Annotated in this window: 20 protein-coding genes; 11 read left to right on the top strand and 9 right to left on the bottom strand. The window is 67.3% G+C overall.

The window, feature by feature from the left end; genetic code table 11:
• Positions 1-20 precede the first annotated feature (20 nt).
• Entirely contained in the window at positions 21-509 is a 489-nt protein-coding gene (locus AC1DNF_RS19785; protein WP_478150384.1) for a glycerate kinase, read from the top strand.
• On the opposite strand, the gene AC1DNF_RS19790 is transcribed toward AC1DNF_RS19785, so the two are convergent.
• Positions 506-1486, bottom strand: coding sequence for a recombination-associated protein RdgC (locus AC1DNF_RS19790; protein ID WP_478150316.1), 981 nt, complete (start codon positions 1484-1486; stop codon positions 506-508). The two genes, AC1DNF_RS19785 and AC1DNF_RS19790, sit on opposite strands and share 4 nt — an antisense overlap.
• Positions 1487-1599: 113 nt before the next feature.
• Here AC1DNF_RS19790 and AC1DNF_RS19795 point away from each other — a divergent pair, with 113 nt between their 5' ends.
• The 6 genes from AC1DNF_RS19795 to AC1DNF_RS19820 all read left to right on the top strand — a co-directional run bounded on the left by AC1DNF_RS19795 (position 1600) and on the right by AC1DNF_RS19820 (position 7311).
• On the top strand, positions 1600-2538 hold the full coding sequence (locus AC1DNF_RS19795) for a branched-chain amino acid transaminase (protein ID WP_478150317.1): 939 nt from the start codon (positions 1600-1602) through the stop codon (positions 2536-2538).
• 5 nt (positions 2539-2543) lie between these two features.
• Positions 2544-2753, top strand: a complete 210-nt coding sequence (locus AC1DNF_RS19800) for a zinc-finger domain-containing protein (RefSeq protein ID WP_478150318.1) — start codon at positions 2544-2546, stop codon at positions 2751-2753.
• Positions 2754-2799: 46 nt separating this feature from the next.
• Positions 2800-3906, top strand: coding sequence for a glycosyltransferase (locus tag AC1DNF_RS19805; RefSeq protein WP_478150319.1), 1107 nt, complete (start codon positions 2800-2802; stop codon positions 3904-3906).
• 131 nt (positions 3907-4037) lie between these two features.
• Complete coding sequence (locus tag AC1DNF_RS19810) at positions 4038-5312, top strand: O-antigen ligase family protein (RefSeq protein ID WP_478150320.1); 1275 nt, start codon at positions 4038-4040, stop codon at positions 5310-5312.
• Positions 5309-6343 (top strand): glycosyltransferase family 2 protein, encoded by a 1035-nt coding sequence (locus AC1DNF_RS19815; RefSeq protein WP_478150321.1) that lies wholly within the window; start codon positions 5309-5311, stop codon positions 6341-6343. The genes AC1DNF_RS19810 and AC1DNF_RS19815 overlap by 4 nt, the downstream gene beginning before the upstream one ends.
• On the top strand, positions 6343-7311 hold the full coding sequence (locus tag AC1DNF_RS19820; protein ID WP_478150322.1) for a glycosyltransferase family 32 protein: 969 nt from the start codon (positions 6343-6345) through the stop codon (positions 7309-7311). Before AC1DNF_RS19815 ends, AC1DNF_RS19820 begins: the two co-directional genes overlap by 1 nt.
• Before the next feature lie 49 nt (positions 7312-7360).
• On the opposite strand, the gene AC1DNF_RS19825 is transcribed toward AC1DNF_RS19820, so the two are convergent.
• From AC1DNF_RS19825 to AC1DNF_RS19860, 8 genes are all read right to left on the bottom strand, one after another.
• Positions 7361-8545: an ATP-binding protein gene (locus tag AC1DNF_RS19825; protein ID WP_478150323.1), complete on the bottom strand. Its 1185-nt coding sequence runs from the start codon at positions 8543-8545 to the stop codon at positions 7361-7363.
• Positions 8545-9258: a response regulator gene (locus AC1DNF_RS19830; protein WP_478150324.1), complete on the bottom strand. Its 714-nt coding sequence runs from the start codon at positions 9256-9258 to the stop codon at positions 8545-8547. Before AC1DNF_RS19830 ends, AC1DNF_RS19825 begins: the two co-directional genes overlap by 1 nt.
• Positions 9259-9371: 113 nt before the next feature.
• On the bottom strand, positions 9372-11000 hold the full coding sequence (locus AC1DNF_RS19835) for an NAD(P)/FAD-dependent oxidoreductase (RefSeq protein WP_478150325.1): 1629 nt from the start codon (positions 10998-11000) through the stop codon (positions 9372-9374).
• A gap of 5 nt (positions 11001-11005) precedes the next feature.
• Positions 11006-11821 (bottom strand): beta-ketoacyl synthase chain length factor, encoded by an 816-nt coding sequence (locus AC1DNF_RS19840; RefSeq protein WP_478150326.1) that lies wholly within the window; start codon positions 11819-11821, stop codon positions 11006-11008.
• Complete coding sequence (locus tag AC1DNF_RS19845; RefSeq protein ID WP_478150327.1) at positions 11818-13011, bottom strand: beta-ketoacyl-[acyl-carrier-protein] synthase family protein; 1194 nt, start codon at positions 13009-13011, stop codon at positions 11818-11820. The genes AC1DNF_RS19840 and AC1DNF_RS19845 overlap by 4 nt, the downstream gene beginning before the upstream one ends.
• Positions 13012-13099: 88 nt before the next feature.
• The gene (locus tag AC1DNF_RS19850; protein WP_478150328.1) at positions 13100-13543 is read right to left on the bottom strand and encodes a type II toxin-antitoxin system VapC family toxin; all 444 of its coding nucleotides are present in this window, start codon (positions 13541-13543) and stop codon (positions 13100-13102) included.
• Positions 13540-13887: a FitA-like ribbon-helix-helix domain-containing protein gene (locus AC1DNF_RS19855; RefSeq protein WP_478150329.1), complete on the bottom strand. Its 348-nt coding sequence runs from the start codon at positions 13885-13887 to the stop codon at positions 13540-13542. The genes AC1DNF_RS19850 and AC1DNF_RS19855 overlap by 4 nt, the downstream gene beginning before the upstream one ends.
• A 49-nt stretch (positions 13888-13936) precedes the next feature.
• Positions 13937-15280: an AmpG family muropeptide MFS transporter gene (locus AC1DNF_RS19860; protein ID WP_478150330.1), complete on the bottom strand. Its 1344-nt coding sequence runs from the start codon at positions 15278-15280 to the stop codon at positions 13937-13939.
• Between the two features lie 163 nt (positions 15281-15443).
• On the opposite strand from AC1DNF_RS19860, the gene atzF reads away from it, so the two are divergent.
• The 4 genes from atzF to AC1DNF_RS19880 are packed head-to-tail and all read left to right on the top strand — an operon-like array spanning position 15444 to position 19870.
• Entirely contained in the window at positions 15444-17150 is a 1707-nt protein-coding gene (gene atzF / locus AC1DNF_RS19865) for an allophanate hydrolase (RefSeq protein ID WP_478150331.1), read from the top strand.
• Positions 17151-17190: 40 nt separating this feature from the next.
• Complete coding sequence (locus AC1DNF_RS19870; protein ID WP_478150332.1) at positions 17191-18204, top strand: ABC transporter substrate-binding protein; 1014 nt, start codon at positions 17191-17193, stop codon at positions 18202-18204.
• A gap of 2 nt (positions 18205-18206) precedes the next feature.
• Positions 18207-19043 carry an ABC transporter permease gene (locus AC1DNF_RS19875; RefSeq protein WP_478150333.1) on the top strand — a complete coding sequence of 279 codons (837 nt, stop codon included), beginning with the start codon at positions 18207-18209 and terminating at the stop codon, positions 19041-19043.
• On the top strand, positions 19040-19870 hold the full coding sequence (locus AC1DNF_RS19880) for an ABC transporter ATP-binding protein (RefSeq protein ID WP_478150334.1): 831 nt from the start codon (positions 19040-19042) through the stop codon (positions 19868-19870). Before AC1DNF_RS19875 ends, AC1DNF_RS19880 begins: the two co-directional genes overlap by 4 nt.
• Positions 19871-19878 lie beyond the last annotated feature (8 nt).

Genomic DNA, 19878 nt, shown 5'->3' on the forward strand with positions numbered 1-19878 from the left:
GCCGTTCTGACGCGGCGACAATCCACGCCATGAATTACGGAAAATTTCTGGTTCCGCTCGCCGGCCTCGTCATGCTCGGCGTGGCTTACCGCTCCTACGGCTGGGCTGGCGTCGCGCTCGTCGGGGGCGCCATCGTCATGTTCCTGCTGATGCATTTCAACCGTGCGCTGCAGGTGCTCAAGCGCGCCGCCGACCGGCCGATCGGCACCGTCGCGAGCGCCGTGATGCTCAACGCCAAGCTCAAGCCCAAGGCAACCCTCCTGCATGTAGTCGCGTTGACGCGCGCGCTGGGCGAGCTGCGTTCGCCGAAGGAGCAGCAGCCCGAGCTCTACCGCTGGACCGACGGCGGCGGTTCCTGGGTCGATGCCACATTCGTGAACGGCAAGCTGACCGAATGGACGCTGGTGCGGCCGGACGCGTCCTCGGAGCAGGAGCCGGCAGTGGCCGACGCGCCGAGCGCCGACGCCGTCAGGCCCGGTTCAGCCGACGCGCTGCGGCCACCGGTCTAGAACGGCGCCGACGCGTCGGCCAGCGCTTCGGCCGCGTCTGGTGTGGTCGCAGGCGCCGCACTGGCGAGCGCGGTGCCCAGCTGCATCTCGCCGCCCAGCGCTTCGAGCAGCTCGGGAACCAGCTGGCCGAGCTCGCCGGTCGCGATCGCGGCATCGGCATCGAAGTTGTCTTCCTTGCCCGAGGCCGGCGCGTCGTCGAGCGTGCCTTCCAGGAACACGATCTTGCGGATCTGCATGCCCTCGGTCAGCTCGAAGGACACCCGGTCGTCCCAGGTCATGGCCAGGCGGGTCGGGCGCTTGCCGTCGGCGATATGCTGGCGCACCTCCTCGATGTCGAGCGGATGCTTGGCGTAGCGCACCACGGCCTTCGATTCGTCCGTGGCCTTGAGTTCGCATTCGCGGTCGATCGTGAAGCCCGCCGGCGGCTCCTGGCTCGACAGCCAGCCCGACATGGCGACGGCCGGCTCGATCTGCGTGTTGATCTGGGCCACGGCGAAACCATCGAGCGCCTTCACGAGGCTGGTGACCACTTCGTCGGCGCGCGCCACGTTGCTTGCATTGACGACGAGCCGGCGCGCCGCCTGGTCGATCCAGACGGCGATGCGCGCATGGCGCGTGAAGGCCAGCGGCAGGAGTTCGTGCGTCACATCTTCCTTGAGCTCCTTCTTTTCCTTCTTGCCGGGCTTGCGGCCGGTCGCGGCCTCGATCTGCGCGGCGCGCTCCTCGACCTTGCGCCGCACCACGGAGGCCGGCAGGGTCTTGGTTTCCACCATGAATTCGAGCAGCCATTGGCCGGTGATCGATTCGACCAGCGGGCCGTGCTCCTGGCCGCGAGGTTCCACCCAGCCGGCTGCCTTTTCCTGCGAGGGCGAGCAGGGGACGAAACGCAGCTTGTCGAGGCCTTGCTCGACCTGGTCCAGCGACTGCGACCACGAAGCTTCGATGCGATAGACGATGACGTTCTTGAATACGGACACTGAAACCCTTTTCTGGCTGGTTGGCAAAGCCGTGCATTGTCGGTGGGCCGCCGGCGGTCGCCGCCGTAAAATCGAAAGCTTTTGCGACATACCCCTCCCCAAGGACAAAGAACATGAGCGCGCTGCCCCCCGCATTGGACGACCGTGACGGCAAGATCTGGATGGACGGTGAACTCGTGGACTGGCGCGACGCCAAGATCCACGTGCTGAGCCACACGCTGCATTACGGTTGCGGCGTCTTCGAGGGCGTGCGCGCCTACAACACGGCCAACGGCACCGCGATCTTCCGCCTGGCCGACCACACCGAGCGACTCTTCAACAGCGCCAAGATCCTGCGCATGAAGATCCCGTTCTCGCCCGAGCAGCTCAACGAGGCACAGAAGCAGGTCGTGCGCGAGAACAAGCTCGAAAGCTGCTACCTGCGCCCGCTGGTGTGGATCGGCTCCGAGAAGTTGGGCGTGAGCCCCAAGGGCAACAGGATTCATGCCATGGTGGCCGCATGGGCCTGGGGCGCCTACCTCGGCGACGAAGGCATGAAGCGCGGTATCCGCGTGAAGACCTCCAGCTACACGCGCCACCATGTCAACATCACGATGACGCAGGCCAAGGCCGTGAGCAACTACAGCAATTCGATCCTGGCCAACATGGAGGCGCTGGACGACGGCTATGACGAGGCCCTGCTGCTCGATGCGAGCGGTTTCGTCTCCGAGGGCGCGGGCGAGAATGTGTTTGTCGTGAAGGGTGGCGTTGTCTACACGCCCGACCTCTCCGCAGGTGCCCTCAACGGCATCACGCGCAACACCATCCTGCACATCTGCAAGGATCTCGGCATCGAGCTGGTTCAGAAGCGCATCACGCGCGACGAGATCTACATCGCCGACGAAGCCTTCTTCACCGGCACCGCGGCCGAGGTCACGCCCATCCGCGAACTCGACCGCGTGGAGATCGGCATCGGATCGCGCGGGCCCGTCACCGAGAAGATCCAGAGCGCCTTCTTCGACATCGTGAATGGCCGCAATCCCAAGTACGCCCACTGGCTCACGAAGGTCTGATCGCCATGTCCACCAACTCCGTGATCGAACTGCTCGCGACCGACCTCAACCATCAAGGCGGTGTGTTCTGCCCGAATCCCAAGGCCGACATGAAGCTGTGGAGCTCGCACCCGAAGGTCTATCTCGACGTGGCGCGCCTCGGCGAAGCCAAGTGCCCGTATTGCGGCACCGTGTATCGGCTCAAGGCCGGCGAAGCTGTCGGGCACAGCCATTGACTCTCCCTGCCGCTGGCCGGCATTCGCGGCCATTGCCGGAGTGATCGTGCGGGTGATGCACTTCGTCACCGGAGGCTTTTCCGGTGCCACGCAGGTGGCCGTCGACCTGTGCCGTGCCGCGCGGCGCACCCAGGACATCGAAGTGCTGCTCGTCCTGCGCCGCAAGCCGAGCACCGATCCCGCGCGAGTCCAAGGCCTGCGCGACGAGGGCCTGGATGTGCGCGTGGTGCCGGGCTGGTCGCATGCGGCGACGATCTGGATGCTGAGTGCCCTGGCGCGGGAATGGCGGCCGGACATCCTGGTGGCCCACGGTTTCAGCGAGCACTTGTGGGGGCGCTATGCCGGCCTGCTGGCGGGCGTGCCGCATCTGGTGCATGTCGAACACAACTCCCGCGAGCGCTACACCCGCTGGCGGCTCGCGCAGGCGCTCTGGCTGGCCCGGCGCACGGCGGCCACTGTCGGCGTGTCGCTCGGCGTTCGAGACCATCTGCTTGCGCTCGGCTTCCCGGCGGAGACCTGCATCGCCATTCCCAATGGCATCGATCTCGCGCGCTTTCCGGCCGTTCCCCCGCACGCGTGGCATGAGCGCGAAAACGCCATCGTGATGACCTCGCGCTTCGGCCGCCAGAAGGACCATGCGACGCTGGTGCGCGCCGTCGCGCTGCTGCGTGAGCGCGGGCTGGTGCCGCAGCTCTCGCTGGCGGGCGGCGGTAAGCAGCGCCTGAGAAAGTCGATCGGCGCGCTGGCGCGTCAACTCGGACTGGCGGAACAGGTGCATTTCCTGGGTCAGGTTCCGGACATCCCCGGGCTGCTGGCGCGGCAGCGGATCTTCGTGCTGTCCACACACTACGAAGGAATGCCGCTGGCGCTGCTGGAGGCCATGGCCGCCGGCTGCGCGTGCATCGGCAGCGATGTGATCGGCGTGCGCGAGGTGCTCTCGCACGGTCGCACCGGCCTGCTGGTGCCCGAAGGCGATGAGCATGCCTTGGCCGCCGCGATCGCCGATCTGATGGAACATCCCGAACGGGCCGAAGCGCTGGGGCGAGCGGCTCGGCAACAGGCGGAGCGCGAGTTCGACCTTTCCCACATGCACGGGCACTACGAAGCCTTGTTTCGCGCGATTGAGGCAAGCCGGCCAGCCGTGCCGGCATAACTCGCGGCAACGTAACATATTGGTCAGCCAGCCGACCTTGTGCTGGCGATACCATCGTCGTTTTGCGCTACGGCGTCTGGCCCTCAATGAATTCTCACGTTCTATCCAAGAATATTCTGGACTTGCCGCGCGTGAGCACCTTGGCTGCGTTTCTCCTTCCTGCGGTCGCACTGGTGCTTCAATCCGGCTATTCGTATGGCGCAGCGCTGCTGTTCATCGCCGCGCTGGTCTCGGTGTACAAGTGGCCGCGCGTGCCGCACGACAACGGCACCTGGCTGCTGGTGGCTTCAATGCTCGCAATGAGCGTCCTGTGGGTCGCATTGGCCGACCCGCAGGAGAGTTCAGGCAGGTGGGATCGGCCTGTCAAGTTCCTCGTGGCCGCCGCATGCCTGCTCTACCTCACGGCCTATCCGCCGCGGCCGCGGGCCATCTACTGGGGCCTCGTCGTGGGCTGCATCGGCGCGGGCGCCGTCGCGATGTGGCAGATCCATGTGGAAGGCGCACCCCGGGCGTCCGGCTTCCCCACCAAGCACACCAATGCCATCCAGTGGGGGAACCTGGCGCTTCTGATGTCCGTGATGATGCTGTTGCAGGCGATCTGCCTTCGCAAGCGTTTCCGCTGGCCGGGCAAGCTGCTCGCCATCGTGGCGGTTCTCAGCGCGCTGAATGCCTCGGTTCTCTCGCAGTCGCGCGGCGGGTGGCTGGCGCTGCTCGTCTCGATGCCGCTGGGCCTGCTGCTGATGTACGGGATCAAGCGCCAGGCGCTCGCGAAGACCGTATTCGGGTTGGCCGCGCTGTTGGCGCTGGTGGGTGCGTTGAACTACAAGATCGTCGCGGAGCGCCTGCACCTCATGGAGGCGGAAGTCCAGGTCTATGACGCGAAGCACGATGCCGAGAGCTCGGTGGGGCAGCGCTTCGAGCACTGGCGCTTTGGGTGGGACATGGTGAGGGAGCGTCCGCTCCTGGGCTGGGGCATGGGAGAGTACATGGCCCAGAAGGCCGCCCGCGTCGCGGCTGGCAAGTATCAGCCTTCCATCCTCGAATACAAGTACGTCCACAACGAAGTGCTGGATGTCCTCGTGAAGAGCGGCGTGGTGGGGCTGATGGCGCTGCTCGCCTTCTACTTCGTCCCGATCTGGCTGTTCTGGCCCACCCGCGCACGCATTGCCGCGTATGCGGACGCGCAGGTTCGTGCGCAATTGCTGGCGCTGCGCCTGTCGGGGCTTGCCGTGCCCGTGCTCTACATCGGCTTCGGCCTGACGCAGGTTTTCTTTGCGCACAACAGCGGGATCATGTTCTATCTGTTCATGATCACGATCCTCTGGGCCGCGCTGCGCGGCGTGGAAAGCGAAAACGATCGCAACGCACTGCCTGGCGTTCTCCCCGGCACCACGGCGAGTCCGTGACCGAGCCAATCGATGGGGCAGGCCTGAGCGACGCACCGTGGCTCAGCGTCCTGATCCCGGTCTACAACGTCGCCGATTTCTTGCAGGAGTGCATCGATTCCGTGATGCAGCAGATCGATGAAGGCGTGGAGGTCCTCGCCCTGGATGACTGCTCCACCGATGATTCGCTGGCGCGACTGCACACGCTGGCGGCGCGCTCGAATGGCCGGTTGCGCGTCCTGCGGCACGCAAGAAACGGTGGCCTCAGTGCGGCCCGCAACACGCTGATCGATGAGGCCTCCGGCACCTATCTGTGGTTCCTGGACTCCGACGACAAGCTGCTCCCCGATGCGATACCTGCACTGCGGCGGATCGTCCGTGGCCATGCGCCTGATCTCGTGCTCTGCGATTTCCGCGCTTGGCGCGAACACACGCGGCTCAAGCATCGGCTGCGCGGCGAACTGCACCGCCGGACCTTCGACGGCCCGGCCGGCAGGCTTGTGCGGGATCGGTGCGCGATCGTCGCCGGCATGCTGCGAACGGGCGAGCTCCACGCTTGGTCGAAGATCGGCCTGCGGGCCTTGTGGGCGAACGACCTGCGCTTTCCACCAGGGCAGTACTTCGAGGATATGGCCACGATGCCGCTGCTCGCGCTGCGGGCGCGGAGTTTCTATTACGCCCCGTATCCCTGGGTTGCCTACCGCCAGCGCGGCGGCAGCATACTGGCCACGATGAGCGAGCAGAAATGCCTCGACCAGTCGCGCGCGCTCGGCGGGCTGGCGCAGGCATTGCGCGCGTCCGGGGAGGGTTGCCGGGAGGATGCGAGCGTGCGCCTGGCCATGGCGCACCAGGGCGCGCGCAACCTGATCGGCGCCATGCGATTTCTGCGTACGCGGGGCAATGCCGATTCAGCCGCTCTCGCCGAGCGGCTGCGGCAGGACTTCCGGGAACTGTCCCCGCTCTCGCCGTGGCAACTCGAGCGGGCCTATCTGTTGCGCGGCTGGTGGCTGCGGTACTTGCGCTTCCACCGCGCCTTCCGGCCGTGGCGGTAATGAAGGACTCGCGCTGGCGCGGCTTCAGGCACCGTGGTGAATTGCAACTCGCCCGCTGGTTGCGTGCCTTCTACGCATTGCGGCGCCGGCAACTGGAGACCGCGCCGGCGCATGAGTTCGTCCCGTACGTCTTCGGCGACGCCGGCCGCAATCCGACAGCCATTCCGCCCGTCATCTGGAGCTACTGGAGCGGCACCACGCCACCGTTGGTGGTGCGGCGCTGCATTGCGCGCTGGCGTGCGCTGCACCCGGACTTCAGCATCCGGGTGCTCGACGACAGCACGCTGCACGCGTACATCCCTGAACTGCCCGCCGGCCTCGCGCTTCAATCACCCCAGAGGCGCGCGGATTGGATCCGCCTCGAACTGCTGCTGCGGTACGGGGGCATATGGCTCGATGCCAGCAGCATCCTCACGCGGCCGCTCGACTGGGTGATAGCGCTCCAGGAGGAGGCGCAGAGCGACTTCATCGGCTACTACCTTTCGCTCTACACAACGGATGCCTCGCGGCCGGTGGTGGAAAACTGGTTCCTGGCCGCACCGCCTGGCAGCCCCTTCATTGCTGACTTGCAGCGCGAGTTCACGAACGAGGTCATCACCCGCAGCGGCGAAGACTACGTGGCACAACTGGAGGCGCTGGGCCTCTTTGCGAAGTTGCGCCAGAACATCGACATGCCCGCCTACCTCGTGATGCATCTCGCCCTGCAACGCCTTCTGCTGAGTGGCGGGCGCTACCGGCTGCATCTGGGTCGGGCGGAGGATGGCCCGTACTACTTCCACGTGCTTGGAGCCTGGCGCCGGACACCCCTGAAGATCCGGCTGTTGTTCTCACTCGTGTGCGGTGCGGTGCCACCATTGATCAAGCTGCGCAGCCCGGACCGAAAGCGCCTCGACGACTATCTGTCGCGCCGCCTCTACCTGCCCGGCAGCATCGCCGGGCGCTATCTTGACCCCGAGGGGAACCCTTGAACATGTCGCGCCGGGACCGCGCTCCGCTGGCCCTGGCGTCGCGACGGCGTCAGCCTACCGGCAGGGTGATGACAAAGCGAGCGCCGCCTCCCGGACGATCCTCGCAGCGCACGCTGCCTCCGTGGCGCTCGCTGATCGATTTGACGAGTGCCAAGCCCAGGCCGACGCCGCCGTTGCGTTCGCTGGCGCCGGGCAGTCGATAGAAGGGCTCGAAGATGCGCTCGCGCAGCGCCGCCGGAACGCCGGGGCCCCGGTCGCTGACCCGGATTTCGGCCTTGCCGGGGCGCGCTCCGAGTTCGAGCGTGATCTCGCCTGCCCCGTAGCGCCGCGCATTCTCCAGCAGGTTGCGGATAGCGCGTCGCAACAGGCGCGGCACGCCGCGCACGGTCAGCGCGGTGCTGTCGCTGTATTCCGCCAGCTCCAGGTCGGCTTCGACGCGCGCGCATTCCTCGGCCGCCAGCCCGGTGAGGTCCACCGCCTCGATGGTGCCCATGTCGGCTTCCTTCGCGTCGAGCCGGCTGGCCAGCAGGATCTCGTCGATCAATTGGTCGAGTTCGCCGATGTTGCGTGCAATCTCCTCGCGTGCGCCGGGGCTCGGATGGTCGCCCATCAGCTCCAGTCTCATGCGGATGCGGGTGAGCGGCGAGCGCAGTTCGTGCGAGGCATTGGCCAGCAGCGACTTGTGCGAGCGAACGAGTTCCTCGATGCGGCCTGCGGCGGCGTTGAAGCGCTTGGACAGGTCGGCGACCTCGTCCTGTCCTTCTGCGGCCACGCGCACCGACAGGTCGCCCTCGCCCCAGCGTTGCACGCCGCGCTGCAGCACCTCGAGCCGCTGGGTCAGCTTGCGCACGATGGGGTAGACGCCCAGCGCGACAGCGACACCGACCAGCGCCACCATCCAGCCCAGCCCGAAAGGCGTGCGCCAGGGTTGCAGCACGGTGCCCGGCGGGCGTTCGCGCGGCGCCACGCGCAGCGTGAGGGCGCGCCCGTCGCTCAGCGTCACATCGAACTCGAGCCCTTGCCCGGGGATGCGCAGGGCGGTGCCCTTGCCGACCGGGTGGTCCTGGTCGTCGAGTACCACGACCTCGCGCGGCACGGGAGCCAGGCGTTCGCGCTCGTTCTCGGCCGCGACGCGCACGATCCAGTTCGCGGTCAGCGTGAGGATGAACACGCCGCCGACCACCGCCAGCCAGATGCGGACGTAGAGGTGCCGGCGATAGAGCTTGAGGAGCATCAGTCTTGCTGCTTGGCGAAGACGTAGCCCACACCGCGCACGGTCAGGATGCGCTTCGGATTCTTGGCGTCGACCTCGATGCCGGCGCGAATGCGGCCCATGTGGACGTCGATCGAGCGGTCGAAGGCTTCCAGCTCGCGGCCGCGCACGGCTTCCATGATCTGGTCGCGGGTCAGCACCCGGCCGGCGCGCTCGGCCATCGTGACCAGCAGGTCGAACTGGTAGGAGGTGAGGTCCGCGACCTCGCCGCCGACGGTGACCGTGCGTGCGTTTCGATCGATTTCGAGCGAGCCGAAGCGCATCACGGTCGTGGCCGTCGCTTCGCCCTGCGTTTCGCCGCGACGTCGCAGCACCGCACGAATGCGGGCCAGCAGTTCACGTGGCTCGAAGGGTTTGGGCAGGTAGTCGTCGGCGCCGATCTCCAGGCCGATGATGCGGTCCATCGGGTCGCCCTTGGCGGTCAGCATCAACACGGACACCTTGGAAAGGCCGTTGGGCAGCGCGCGGATGCGCCTGCAGACGTCCAGCCCGTCGGTGTCGGGCAGCATCAGGTCGAGGATGACCAGATCCGGCGCGCGCTGCTGCAGCTGTTCGATGCCGCTGGCGCCGTCGGCTGCGTGGGTGAAGCCGAAACCCGACTGCGTCAGGTATTCGCCGACCATCTGCGCCAGTCGGGTGTCGTCTTCGATCATCAGGAGTTGGGGGGTGCTCATCTCGATCCTCGACCAGCGATGCTGGCTTTCAAATGCGTAGCGTGTTCCGGCGCCGACAAGCAGGCTTGAACGGTCCGTAAAGTTGGCGTAAACCTCGCAGCCGCTGGTATCCGTCAGGCCGGCTCGAAGAGCATGGGCGCCAGGGTGGCGCCGGCACGCTCCACCGTCATCCTCTCCCCCATCACGATGCGCAGCGCGGCGCCGTCCAGGTCCGGATGCTCCTGGGTGGCGCGTACCAGGATTTCGCCCGCCAGCGCCCGCAACTGATCGACCGAGGCCCGCATCCGTGCCCTGAACGCCTCGTCGTCGAGCCGGTCGTTCAGGCTGCGATTGAGTTCCGCAAACCAGGGCAGAGCCGCCTGGTCGAGCATCACCGCCGGATTGCGCTTGTCGCTCACGCCCGACCAGGCCCGCAGGAATTCCTGCACGGCCACGTTGAGCCGCTGGCAGTGCTGGAGTTCCTCGCGCAGGCTGCCCAGCAGCCCCAGGTCGGTGAGCCGGTGCTGGAAGAAGATCTGCGAGAGCACGCCCCAGTAGTAGGTGTAGTCCCAGATCACCTTCACAGGCAGCACTTGCGGATCGCCGAAGAGCGCATATTGGTCGGTGTAGAGGGCCAGTGTGCTCTCGTAGAACGAGTGGTAGATCTGGTCGTAGAGCTGCGCGCGGGCCTCCAGCGCGTGCCCGGCGCGATCGTGCGCGATGAGGTCCGTGATGTAGGTGTTGCTCATCGCGATGAAATCGCTGCCCGGCGAATAGAACGGGTCCAGAAAGAGCCCCGCTTCGCCGGTCAGGGCCCAGCGATGGCCCGAGAACACCTGCTTGCAGCCGTACGAGAAATTGCGGAAGAAGGCGAAGTCCTGCAGCAGATGGCGCTTGCCGTCGAGTTCGTCGTACAGGCGCGGCTGCCAGGTCCGGAACCACGCCATGGCCTTGTCGAAGCTGTCCATGGTGTCGAGCGGATGCAGGCGCGGGTCGGCCACGATGCCGACCGAATGCGAACCCGATGCCAGCGGGATCAGCCAGACCCAGTAGCCCGCCCCGACCAGGTGATTGGTCGACAGCCAGCGCGCCTGCGGCTCGCAGCGTGCGCGCCACTCGGCGTTGTCGCTCCAGTCGTCGATCGTGATCCGGTCGCCGATGCGGAACCACACGGCGTTGCAGTCGTGCGCATTGGGTTGCGCCAGGCCGAGCTTGCGCTTGAGCATGCTGGCGCGTCCGCAGGCGTCGATCAGCCAGCGGGCGTGGATGACGCGCGTCTCGCCGTCCTGCGTCCACTCGAGACGGTGCGGGCGGTGCGCGTCCTCGGCCAGGTCGATGCGGCGCACCAGCGCGTTGTCGACGAAACGCACGCCGCTGCGCGCGGCCTCCTCGGCCAGGTAGTTCTCGAAGATGCCCCGGTCGATCTGGTAGCTCGGGACCGAGAGGTAGCGGCTCGCGCCGATCTCGGTCACCTGGTCGATGTCGCGCCGGCCTTCGCTGAAGAAGAAGCGGAAGCCGAACTTGCGCAGCTGGGCGCCTTGCATGTGGGGCTTGAGCCCCAGCACCGTGTCGAAATAGTGCGCGCCGATCTCGACGGAGGATTCGCCGACCTTGTGCGTCGCATGCGGCACCGGGTGCGCGCGGCGCTCCAGCACCACGACGTCGATCTCGGGAAGGCGCCGCTTGAGCTGCAGCGCGAGCGTGAGCCCCGCGAGTCCTCCACCCATGATCACGACGTCGTGCTGGCGGAGGATTTCGTTCATGGGGCTCAGCCTTGCGGTTCGAGGCGCAACTGCAGGGACAACTTGCCAGACAGGGGCAGGTTCACGGACTCGGTCTTGCCGCGCGCCAAGGCTTCGAACAGCGGCAGCGCGTCGGCCATTGCGTTGCCGCTGAGCGCATGCGCGGCTGCGGTCTGCGCGGCGTGCGGCGGCATCGGGCCGCTCGCGAGCGCCCATTCGAAGGAGGCCACGGTCCGCTCGGTGGGCGTCGGAGAGACCACGAAGGCGACAGCAAGCAGCTCCCGGCTCGTGGTGACCGAGGAGAGGGCGCCCACCGCCGGCATGTCGTAACCCGTCAGCAGCACCGCGCAGTCGTCGGCGGCGCATTGCGCCGCAGCTTCAAGGAGGCCGGCCGCGAAGCTGCTGTCATAGGCGGACAGTGAATTGCTCGGCGCCATGCAGCCGGTGCCGATCGTCCAGTAGCCCACCGCGGCGTTGTGGACCGAGTTGTGAAACTTGATCGGCGACAGCAGCTTGGGGTCGTTGGCGAGCGTCGTGCACATGTAGTCGTTGATCCCGAGGTCGCCATGCGCCGAGACGAACACGCAGGGCAGGTCCGCTGCGTTGCGGCCCGACGCGGCGATGGCGGCGCCCGCCACTTCGAGCGCCAGGGCCACCGTGTCGGGCGCGCGCCGCCGCTCGGCCGGTGCGAGCAACTGCGGCGACGGGCGCTTGGCCGGGGGATCGACGGGCGCGGCTTCGCCGCGGAACACGGCGCGCGCTGTTTCCCAACCGGGCAGGGTGGGCGCCCAGAAGGCCGGACCCTCGATGTAGAGCCTGGGCGTAGCGTTGTGCGCGCTCATGCGGCGGCTCCCTTGCCGAAGATGAGCGAGCAGTTGTTGCCCCCGAAGCCGAAGGAGTTGCTCAGCACGTGGCGCACGTTGCCGCGCGCGGGCTCGAGCCTGATCTGCGGGCCGCAGTCGGCATCGACCGTGGTTGTATTGACGTTGCCGGGCATCAGGCCCGTCTCGATCGCCAGCAGGCTAATCACGGCTTCGACGATGCCCGCCGCGCCCAGCGTATGGCCGGTGAAGCCCTTGGTCGAACTGGCATGCGTCGACGGGGGGAAGCGCCGGGCCACCATGGCGCCTTCGACTTCGTCGTTCTTCGTGCTGGCGGTTCCGTGCATGTTGATGTAGTCGATGGCGTCTGCCGCCAGGCCGGCACGTGCCAGCGCTTCGTCCAACGCCCTTTCGGCGCCCCGGCCTTCCGGATGCGGCGTGGACATGTGGTGGGCGTCGCTTGCCTCGCCATAGCCCAGCAGTTCGAGGGGGCCGCGGCCGCGCTCCACCAGCGCGAAGCCAGCGGCCTCGCCGAGACTGATGCCGTTGCGGTCGGCGTCGAAGGGGCGGCAGGGCTGCGGTGACACCAGCTCGAGCGAATTGAACCCGAACAGCACGCTTCCGCAGAGCGTATCCACCCCGCCGACCACGGCCGCGTCGACCAGGCCGAGGCGGATCAGGCGCTCCGCCGAGGCGAACACCTTGGCGCTTGACGAACAGGCGGTGGAGATCGTTTCCGCAGGGCCTTCGAGGCCCAGGGCTTCCTGCACGAACATCGCGAGCGAATGCGGCGTATGGACTTTCGGCCGCCGCTGGCTGGCGGGGAAGCTGCCATCGTCCGCGAGCTCGGTATAGGCCGCTTCGGTTTCGCCGATGCTGGAGGTCGAGGTCCCGAGGATCAGGGCGATGCGCGTCGGCCCGTGCCGTTCGCGCGCCGCCGCCACGGCCTCCATGAAGCCGTCGGCCTGCAGGCCAAGCCAGGCCAGCCGGTTGTTGCGGCAGTCCCAGTCGGCAAGCGGCTGCGGCAACCGAAGATCTTCGAGGCCGTCGACACGGCCGATCCAGGTCGGTAGCGGCGTCGGGCCGAAATCGTTGGCGCGCAGGCCGCTTCGCGAGTTCTCGAGCGCTGCGAGGAGTGAGGCATTGCCCACACCGACGGCCGAAGTCGCGGTGAAGGCGCTGATCTTTAGGGGTTGAATGCGGTTGAGCACGGCTGTCACAAATGTGGCGAATTGCGGCAAGAGTACCAGTTCATTACTCCGGCGCGCTATCGGCGGGTATGCCTCGCCGGAGCGGGCCTCAAGGCAGGGTGCTCAGATGCGCCTGGGCGGCGGTGGCGAGGCCCTTGTCGAAGGTGACAAGCGGCGCCCGCAACTCGGCCGCCAGCCAAAGGTAGGCGGCGCGGTCGGACGAGAGCCCGTAGCGTACCGCCAACTCGTACTGCGCCATCAGGTCGACCGGGTGCAATTCGATCTCGTACGCCGCGTAGTCGGCCAAGGCGAGTGCCAGCGATTCCGCGGGCCAGTCCTTGGCGCGCTTGTGCAGCGCGACGGTGACGATCTCATGGTCCAGCAGATAGGGTGCGTGCAAGGTGCGGCCGATGAGTCGAGCCAGCGCGGCATCGCGCGCCGGCTCGTCGAAGAGGACGGCGCCGAGCGCAGTGCCGTCCACCACCATCGGGGGGCGATGCGCGTACCCGGGTGGCGGCTCGGCGGTGAATGGGATGAGAACGCTGCGCTTCATTCGGCATCCCCTTCCGCGCGAAGAATGTCGAGCGCGCCGGGGCCGGAATCGATGGAATCGGGAAACCTGGCGCGGTGTTCGGTGGCGATCTGCTCGATCATCTTGGTGCCGCGCCGAACGGCCGTCCGGCCGTTCACGCCGGTGGCGACCCCGGCAAAGCCCGGCCGGGCCAGCCAGGCTGGCGGGGGAAGCGACTCGGCGGCCGCGCCCTCTGTCTCATTGCGCACGGCATGCTCGATGATGGCCATCAACTCGCCCTGCAGTGAGCGATGGTTTCGAGCGGCGCGCAGTCGCACCCGCTCCGCCAAATCCTCCGGCACGTCCTTGATGGACCAGTTCGCCATGACACCTCCACAATGGTTCTATTATGGCACCATTTTGCCAGGGATTCGACTATTCGGGTGTTCGTCCGTTCTTGGCGGCGAGCCGCGACGCGAACGCAACCAGGAACAGCACAGGTATGCCCAGCGCCGCGGTAGCGATGAAGAAGGTGCCATAGTCATAGGCGTCGACGAACAGGCCCGAATAACCCGCGATGAACTTCGGCAGCAGGAGCATCAGCGAACTGAACAGAGCATATTGCGTGGCGGAGTAGCTGATGTTCGTCAGGCTCGACAGATAAGCGATGAAGGCCGCCGAGGCGATGCCGCCGGCCAGATTGTCGGCCGACACCACGAAGATCAGCCCCCGGAGGTCGTGGCCGCGCGTTGCGAGCCAGGCGAAGAGCAGGTTGCTCGCCGCGCTCAGGACGGCGCCCAGCATCAGCACGCGCATCACGCCAAAGCGCATCGACAGCACGCCGCCGACAAAGGCGCCGACCAGGGTCATGACCACGCCATAGATCTTGCTGACGGTCGCGACCTCGTCCTTGGTGAAGCCCATGTCGACGTAGAAGGGGTTGGCCATGATGCCCATGACGACGTCGCTGATGCGATAGATCGCGATCAGCGACAGGATCAGCACGGCCTGCCATTTGTAGCGGCGGATGAAGTCGGCGAAGGGCTCGATCAACACGCTCTGCAGCCATTCGGCCGTACTCTTCGGCCTGGGCAGGGTGGCGCGCGCCGGCTCGGCCGACAGGAGCACGGTGAGCACGCCGACTGCCATGGACGCCGCCATCACCAGGTAGGCGGCCTTCCAGGCGCCGTTCTGGTAGCCGGTGGCGCCGGCGATCTCGGCCCAGGTCGCGATCCACAGGACGCCGGCGCCGGCCCAGATCATCGCCAGGCGGTAGCCGGTCTGGTAGGCGGCGGCCAGCGCCGCCTGTTTGCGCGTGGCCGCCGATTCGATGCGAAAGGCGTCCAGCGCGATGTCCTGCGTGGCCGAGCCGAAGGCCGTGGCGAGCGCGAAGCCGATGAGCGGCCGCAGGCCGTCGCGTGGGTCGCTGAAGGCCATGCCCGCCAGGCCGGCGATCACCATCAGCTGGGCGAGCAGCAGCCAGCCGCGGCGGCGCCCGAGCAGCGTGGTCAGCGGCGGAATCGGCAATCGGTCCACCAGCGGCGCCCAGGCCCATTTGAAGCCGTACGCGAGTCCGACCCAGCTCAGGTAGCCGATGGTGGTGCGGTCGATCCCCGCTTCGCGCAAACGGAAGCTGAGCGTGCCCAGCACGAGCAGCAGCGGCAGGCCCGCAGAGAAGCCCAGCGCCAGCATGCGCAGCGTCGCGGGTTCGAGATAGACCTTCAGCGCGTCGCGCCAGGGCAGGGAAGGGGGGGCTTCGGCAGCCGGTGGTGCGGACATGAACTAGAGCGTTGAGGGCTTCCTATTATTCACGCAAGCCCTGCGGCCGAGCCGGGCGCCGGCTGGCCGAGTGAATTCCCGGCGCCTTGCGGCGCCACCCGCCCCGGGATGACTTGGCACGCTGCTTGCATCTGATCTTGTACACAAGACAGGATGCTTGAAGATGGTGCATGGAAGTGGACAGCTCGGCAAGGCGGCCCCGCAGGCCTGGATCGCACGGCTCGCCGCGCCGATGCGTGGCGGCGCGAGCGCTGCGCCGGGCCCCTTGGCCGGCCTGAGCTTTGCCGTCAAGGACAACATCGATGCCGCCGGCCTTGCGACCACCGCCGCCTGTCCCGCCTTCTCGCACATGGCCGCCCGCAATGCCCGTGTGGTGCAGCGCTTGCTCGATGCCGGTGCGGTCTTGCTCGGCAAGACCAATCTCGACCAGTTCGCCTGCGGCCTGAACGGCACGCGCTCGCCCTATGGCGCCGTGCCCAACAGCTTCGATTCCCGCTATGTGTCGGGGGGGTCGAGCGCCGGATCGGCCTACGTGGTCGCGACCGGCGAGGCCGACTTTGCGCTGGGCACCGACACCGCCGGCTCCGGGCGCGTGCCGGCGGGGCTCAACAACATCGTGGGCATCAAGCCCACGCGCGGGCTGATCAGCGCCAGCGGCGTGGTGCCGGCGGCGCAGAGCGTCGATTGCGTCTCCATCTTCGCGCGGACCGTCGGCCTGGCCGCGCGTGTGCTGCAAGCGGCGATGGGCTTCGACGCCGAGGACCCCTATGCCCGCAAGCTGACGCTGGCGACGACGCCCTGGGCCAGGGGCTTTCGATTCGGCGTGCCGTCCCCGCTGCGCTTCTTCGGTGACGAGGCCGCGGCCGCGGCCTTCGAAACGGCCATCGGGCAGATGCAGGCCTTGGGCGGTATCCCGGTCGCCGTGGACTATGCGCCGCTCGCGGAGACCGCCGCCTTGCTCTACGACAGTGCGCTGGTCGCGGAGCGCTACGCGGCGGTGCGTGGCTTCTTCGATGCCCACGAAGAGGAGGTCATCGAGCCGGTGCGCAGCATCCTGGCGCAGGGGCGCCGATACAGCGCGGCCGATTTCGTCGATGCCCGCACGAAGCTGCACGCGCTCGGCCAGCGCGCCGCGACGATCTGGCGCGACATCGACCTGCTGCTGGTGCCCACCGCACCCACCCACTACACGATCGAGGCCATGCAGGCCGATCCGGTGGCGCTCAACCGCAACCTCGGCGAATTCACGAACTTCGTGAACCTGCTCGATTACGCGGCGATCGCCGTGCCCGCCAGTCTGCGAGCCGACGGCCTGCCCTTCGGCATCACGCTGATCGGGCCGTGCGGCAGCGACTTCCAGCTCGCCGAACTCGGCCAGCGCTTCCATCACGCCACCGGCCTGACGTTGGGCGCGACCGGCGAGGCGATGCCGCCCGCCGAAGCGCTGCCGGTCATCTCGCAGCCGGCGACGGTCAAGGTAGCGGTCGTCGGCGCCCATCTCTCGGGCATGCCCTTGAACACGCAACTGGTGGAGCGCGGTGCACGGCTGCTGAGCGCGGCAGCAACCGCGCCCGAGTACCGCCTGTACGCACTGCCGGGCACTGTGCCGCCAAAGCCCGGACTGCTGCGCGTGGCGCCGGGCGAGGGGGCGGCGATCGCGGTCGAGGTGTGGGAAATGCCGCTCGTGCACTACGGCAGCTTCGTCGCGCTCATCGCGGCCCCGTTGGGCATCGGCAGTCTCGTGCTGGCCGACGGCAGCAGTGTGCAGGGCTTCATCTGCGAGGCGCTCGCCGTGGCCGGCGCCGAAGACATCACGCACCACGGCGGATGGCGCGCCTACATCGCGTCGCGCCCCGCGGCCCAGGGCTGAGGCGCGCCCCCCACCCATTCAACACCCTCCGGAGAACCCCATGGCCATCGACGACACACCGCTTTCTCCCGCCACGCGACGTTCGCGAAGGCAGGTGCTCCAGGCCGGCGCGGCCGGGCTCGCCGTGCTCGCGTCGCCGGGGCTCGTGCGCGCGCAGACGGCCGCCAAGATCCGCATCGGCTACTGGCCGGTCGCCGCCGGCCTGCCTTTCTTCGCCGCGGTGGATCGGGGCTACTTCAAGGAAGCCGGGCTGGATGTGGAGGCGCTCAAGTTCGCAGGCGCGCAGCAGGTCATGGAGGCCATGCTCTCCGGGCGCTGCGACGGCAGCGCCAACGGTACCGGCTCGGCCAACCTCGCCATTGGCGAGATCGCGCAGCCGGGCCTCTTCAAGATCTTCTGCACCAATCCGAGCAACGCCAGGTTCGTGCTCGACGAGTTCATCGTCGCCAAGGACAGCCCCGTCAGGACAATGGCCGACCTCAAGGGCAAGAAGGTCGCCTCAGGCCCCGGCATCCAGAACGTGACGCTGTGCAAGACCATGCTGGAGCGCGCGGGCGCCACCGGCGCGCAGGTGTCCGAGTTGCCGATCGGCCAGCACGTCGCGTCGCTGGTGGCCGGGCAGGTCGATGCCTGCTACACGCTGGAACCCACCGGCACCGTCGGGCGCATGAACGGCACCACGCGCGTGGTCGAGGCCGGCGTGGTCGCCAGGTACATCCTCGGCGATCCGATGGCCCCCTGGCACGGCGGCGCGGCAAGCCTGACGAGCGAGATGCTCAAGAAGCACCCGGACGAATCCAGGAAGTTCATTGCCGCCTACGCGCGCGGCGTCGAACTGGTTCGCAGCAAGCCAGATGACGCGAGACAGCACATGAAGGGCTACACGGCCATCGAGGGCCCGCTCACTGCCGAGGTCCCGCTGGCGTCGTACATGCTCTACAACGAGTTCAAGCCGAGCGACGTCGCCTATTTCCAGAAGTTCTACGACCTGTTCACCGACAAGGGCATCTTCGAGAAGAAGGTGCCGGTGGACGGCCTGCTCTACAGGGCTTGACCATGGCCGACACGAGCTCGACATCCGCAGCCGCCGCGCCCTGGGCGCCGGCCTCCGCCGCCGCGATCCCGGCCGCCCCGAGGCGGCCGTCGTGGGCCAAGTTCCTGCCCGTCGTCGGACCCCTTGCGCTCTTCATCGTCTGGGACCTCGTGGTGCGCCTCGGCTTCATCAAGCCGATCCTGTTGCCCACGCCGGCCGACACCATCGCCGCGCTCGTCACGGGTCTGGCGGGCGGCCCGCTGTTGCGAGACTTCGCGGTCACGGTGTGGCGCACGCTGGAAGCCTTCGTCATCGCTGCCGCCATCGGCGTGCCGCTGGGCGTCCTGCTGGGCAGCAACGAGAAGGCGTACCGCAGCGTCGAGTTCCTGATCGACTTTTTCCGCTCGACGCCGTCCTCCGCGCTGATCCCCCTCTTCCTGCTGATCTTCGGCGTCTCGGACGTCAACAAGGTCGCCATTGCCGCCTTCGGCGCCCTGCTCATCGTCGTCTTCAACAGCGCCTACGGCGTGATCAACGCGCGTAAGCAGCGGGTGATGGCGGCGCGCGTGATGGGCGCCTCGCGTTGGCAGATCTTCAAGGACGTGCTCGTGTGGGAGAGCCTGCAGCCTTCCTTCGTCGGCCTTCGCTCGGCGGTCTCCATGGCGCTGGTCATCGTGATCGTGGCGGAGATGTTCATCGGCTCCGACAGCGGCCTGGGACATCGCATCATCGATGCGCAGCAGGTGCTCAACGTCAAGAGCATGTACGCCGCCATCATCGCCGCCGGTGCGCTGGGCTATGCGCTCAACATCCTCTTTCTCGTGGCCGAGCGCCGCATCGTGCATTGGAGCGGAAGATGAGAGCCACGGAAACCGTCATCGGCGGGCCGGTCTACGCCGACGTGCCCAAGCCCGCCTTCAAGCCCGGCCCCGCCGGAACGCACATCACGATCCGCGGGCTGACCAAGTACTTCGCGGGCTGGCCGCTGTACGAGAACTTCGATCTCGACATCCCCAAGCACAAGATCGTCTCGGTGTTCGGCCCCAACGGCTGCGGGAAGTCGACGCTCATCAACATGATCGCGGGACTGATCCCGATCGATTCCGGCGAGATCCTCTTCGACGGCAAGTCCCTCAAGGACACCAGGATCGGCTACGTGTTCCAGAATTACCGCGAGGCGATGTTCCCGTGGATGCGCACCATCGACAACATCGCCTACCCGCTCAAGCTCGAGGGACGCTCCAAGGCGGAGGTCGACCGCCGTATGGAAGAGCTCGTCGCTTCCTTCGACGTCAAGTTCGATCTCAGGCGCTATCCCTACGAGCTCTCGGGCGGCCAGCAGCAGACGGCGTCGATCATGCGGGCGCTGGCGCCGAACCCCGAGGTGCTGTTTCTCGACGAGCCTTTCTCGGCGCTCGACTTCGAGATGACGCTCTTCATCCGCGAGAAGCTGCAGGAGGTGTTCATGCGGACCGGCACCACCATGCTGCTGGTGTCGCATGACCTCGAGGAGGCGGTGTACCTGGCCGACCGGGTCCTGCTGCTGACCAAGCGCCCGACCCGCGTGGCCGAGATCCTCGACTATGGCGACGCGCGCCCGCGCACGCTCGACACCCTGAGCACGCCCGGCTTCGTCGGCATGAAGAAGCTGAGCCTGGAGATCTTCCAGCGCGAAGTGCGCCGCTGAAAGGGCCG

The sequence above is a fragment of the Variovorax sp. 01T432 genome (assembly GCF_056398605.1).

Bases quoted from the DNA above. Each gene is read 5' to 3' on its own strand.
- AC1DNF_RS19800 (WP_478150318.1), top strand. From the start codon at position 2,544: ATGTCCACCAACTCCGTGATCGAACTGCTCGCGACCGACCTCAACCAT.
- AC1DNF_RS19795 (WP_478150317.1), top strand. From the start codon at position 1,600: ATGAGCGCGCTGCCCCCCGCATTGGACGACCGTGACGGCAAGATCTGG.
- AC1DNF_RS19875 (WP_478150333.1), top strand. From the start codon at position 18,207: ATGGCCGACACGAGCTCGACATCCGCAGCCGCCGCGCCCTGGGCGCCG.
- atzF (WP_478150331.1), top strand. From the start codon at position 15,444: ATGGTGCATGGAAGTGGACAGCTCGGCAAGGCGGCCCCGCAGGCCTGG.
- AC1DNF_RS19830 (WP_478150324.1), bottom strand. From the start codon at position 9,258: ATGAGCACCCCCCAACTCCTGATGATCGAAGACGACACCCGACTGGCG.
- AC1DNF_RS19855 (WP_478150329.1), bottom strand. From the start codon at position 13,887: ATGGCGAACTGGTCCATCAAGGACGTGCCGGAGGATTTGGCGGAGCGG.
- AC1DNF_RS19835 (WP_478150325.1), bottom strand. From the start codon at position 11,000: ATGAACGAAATCCTCCGCCAGCACGACGTCGTGATCATGGGTGGAGGA.
- AC1DNF_RS19860 (WP_478150330.1), bottom strand. From the start codon at position 15,280: ATGTCCGCACCACCGGCTGCCGAAGCCCCCCCTTCCCTGCCCTGGCGC.
- AC1DNF_RS19870 (WP_478150332.1), top strand. From the start codon at position 17,191: ATGGCCATCGACGACACACCGCTTTCTCCCGCCACGCGACGTTCGCGA.
- AC1DNF_RS19820 (WP_478150322.1), top strand. From the start codon at position 6,343: ATGAAGGACTCGCGCTGGCGCGGCTTCAGGCACCGTGGTGAATTGCAA.
- AC1DNF_RS19825 (WP_478150323.1), bottom strand. From the start codon at position 8,545: ATGCTCCTCAAGCTCTATCGCCGGCACCTCTACGTCCGCATCTGGCTG.
- AC1DNF_RS19880 (WP_478150334.1), top strand. From the start codon at position 19,040: ATGAGAGCCACGGAAACCGTCATCGGCGGGCCGGTCTACGCCGACGTG.
- AC1DNF_RS19840 (WP_478150326.1), bottom strand. From the start codon at position 11,821: ATGAGCGCGCACAACGCTACGCCCAGGCTCTACATCGAGGGTCCGGCC.
- AC1DNF_RS19850 (WP_478150328.1), bottom strand. From the start codon at position 13,543: ATGAAGCGCAGCGTTCTCATCCCATTCACCGCCGAGCCGCCACCCGGG.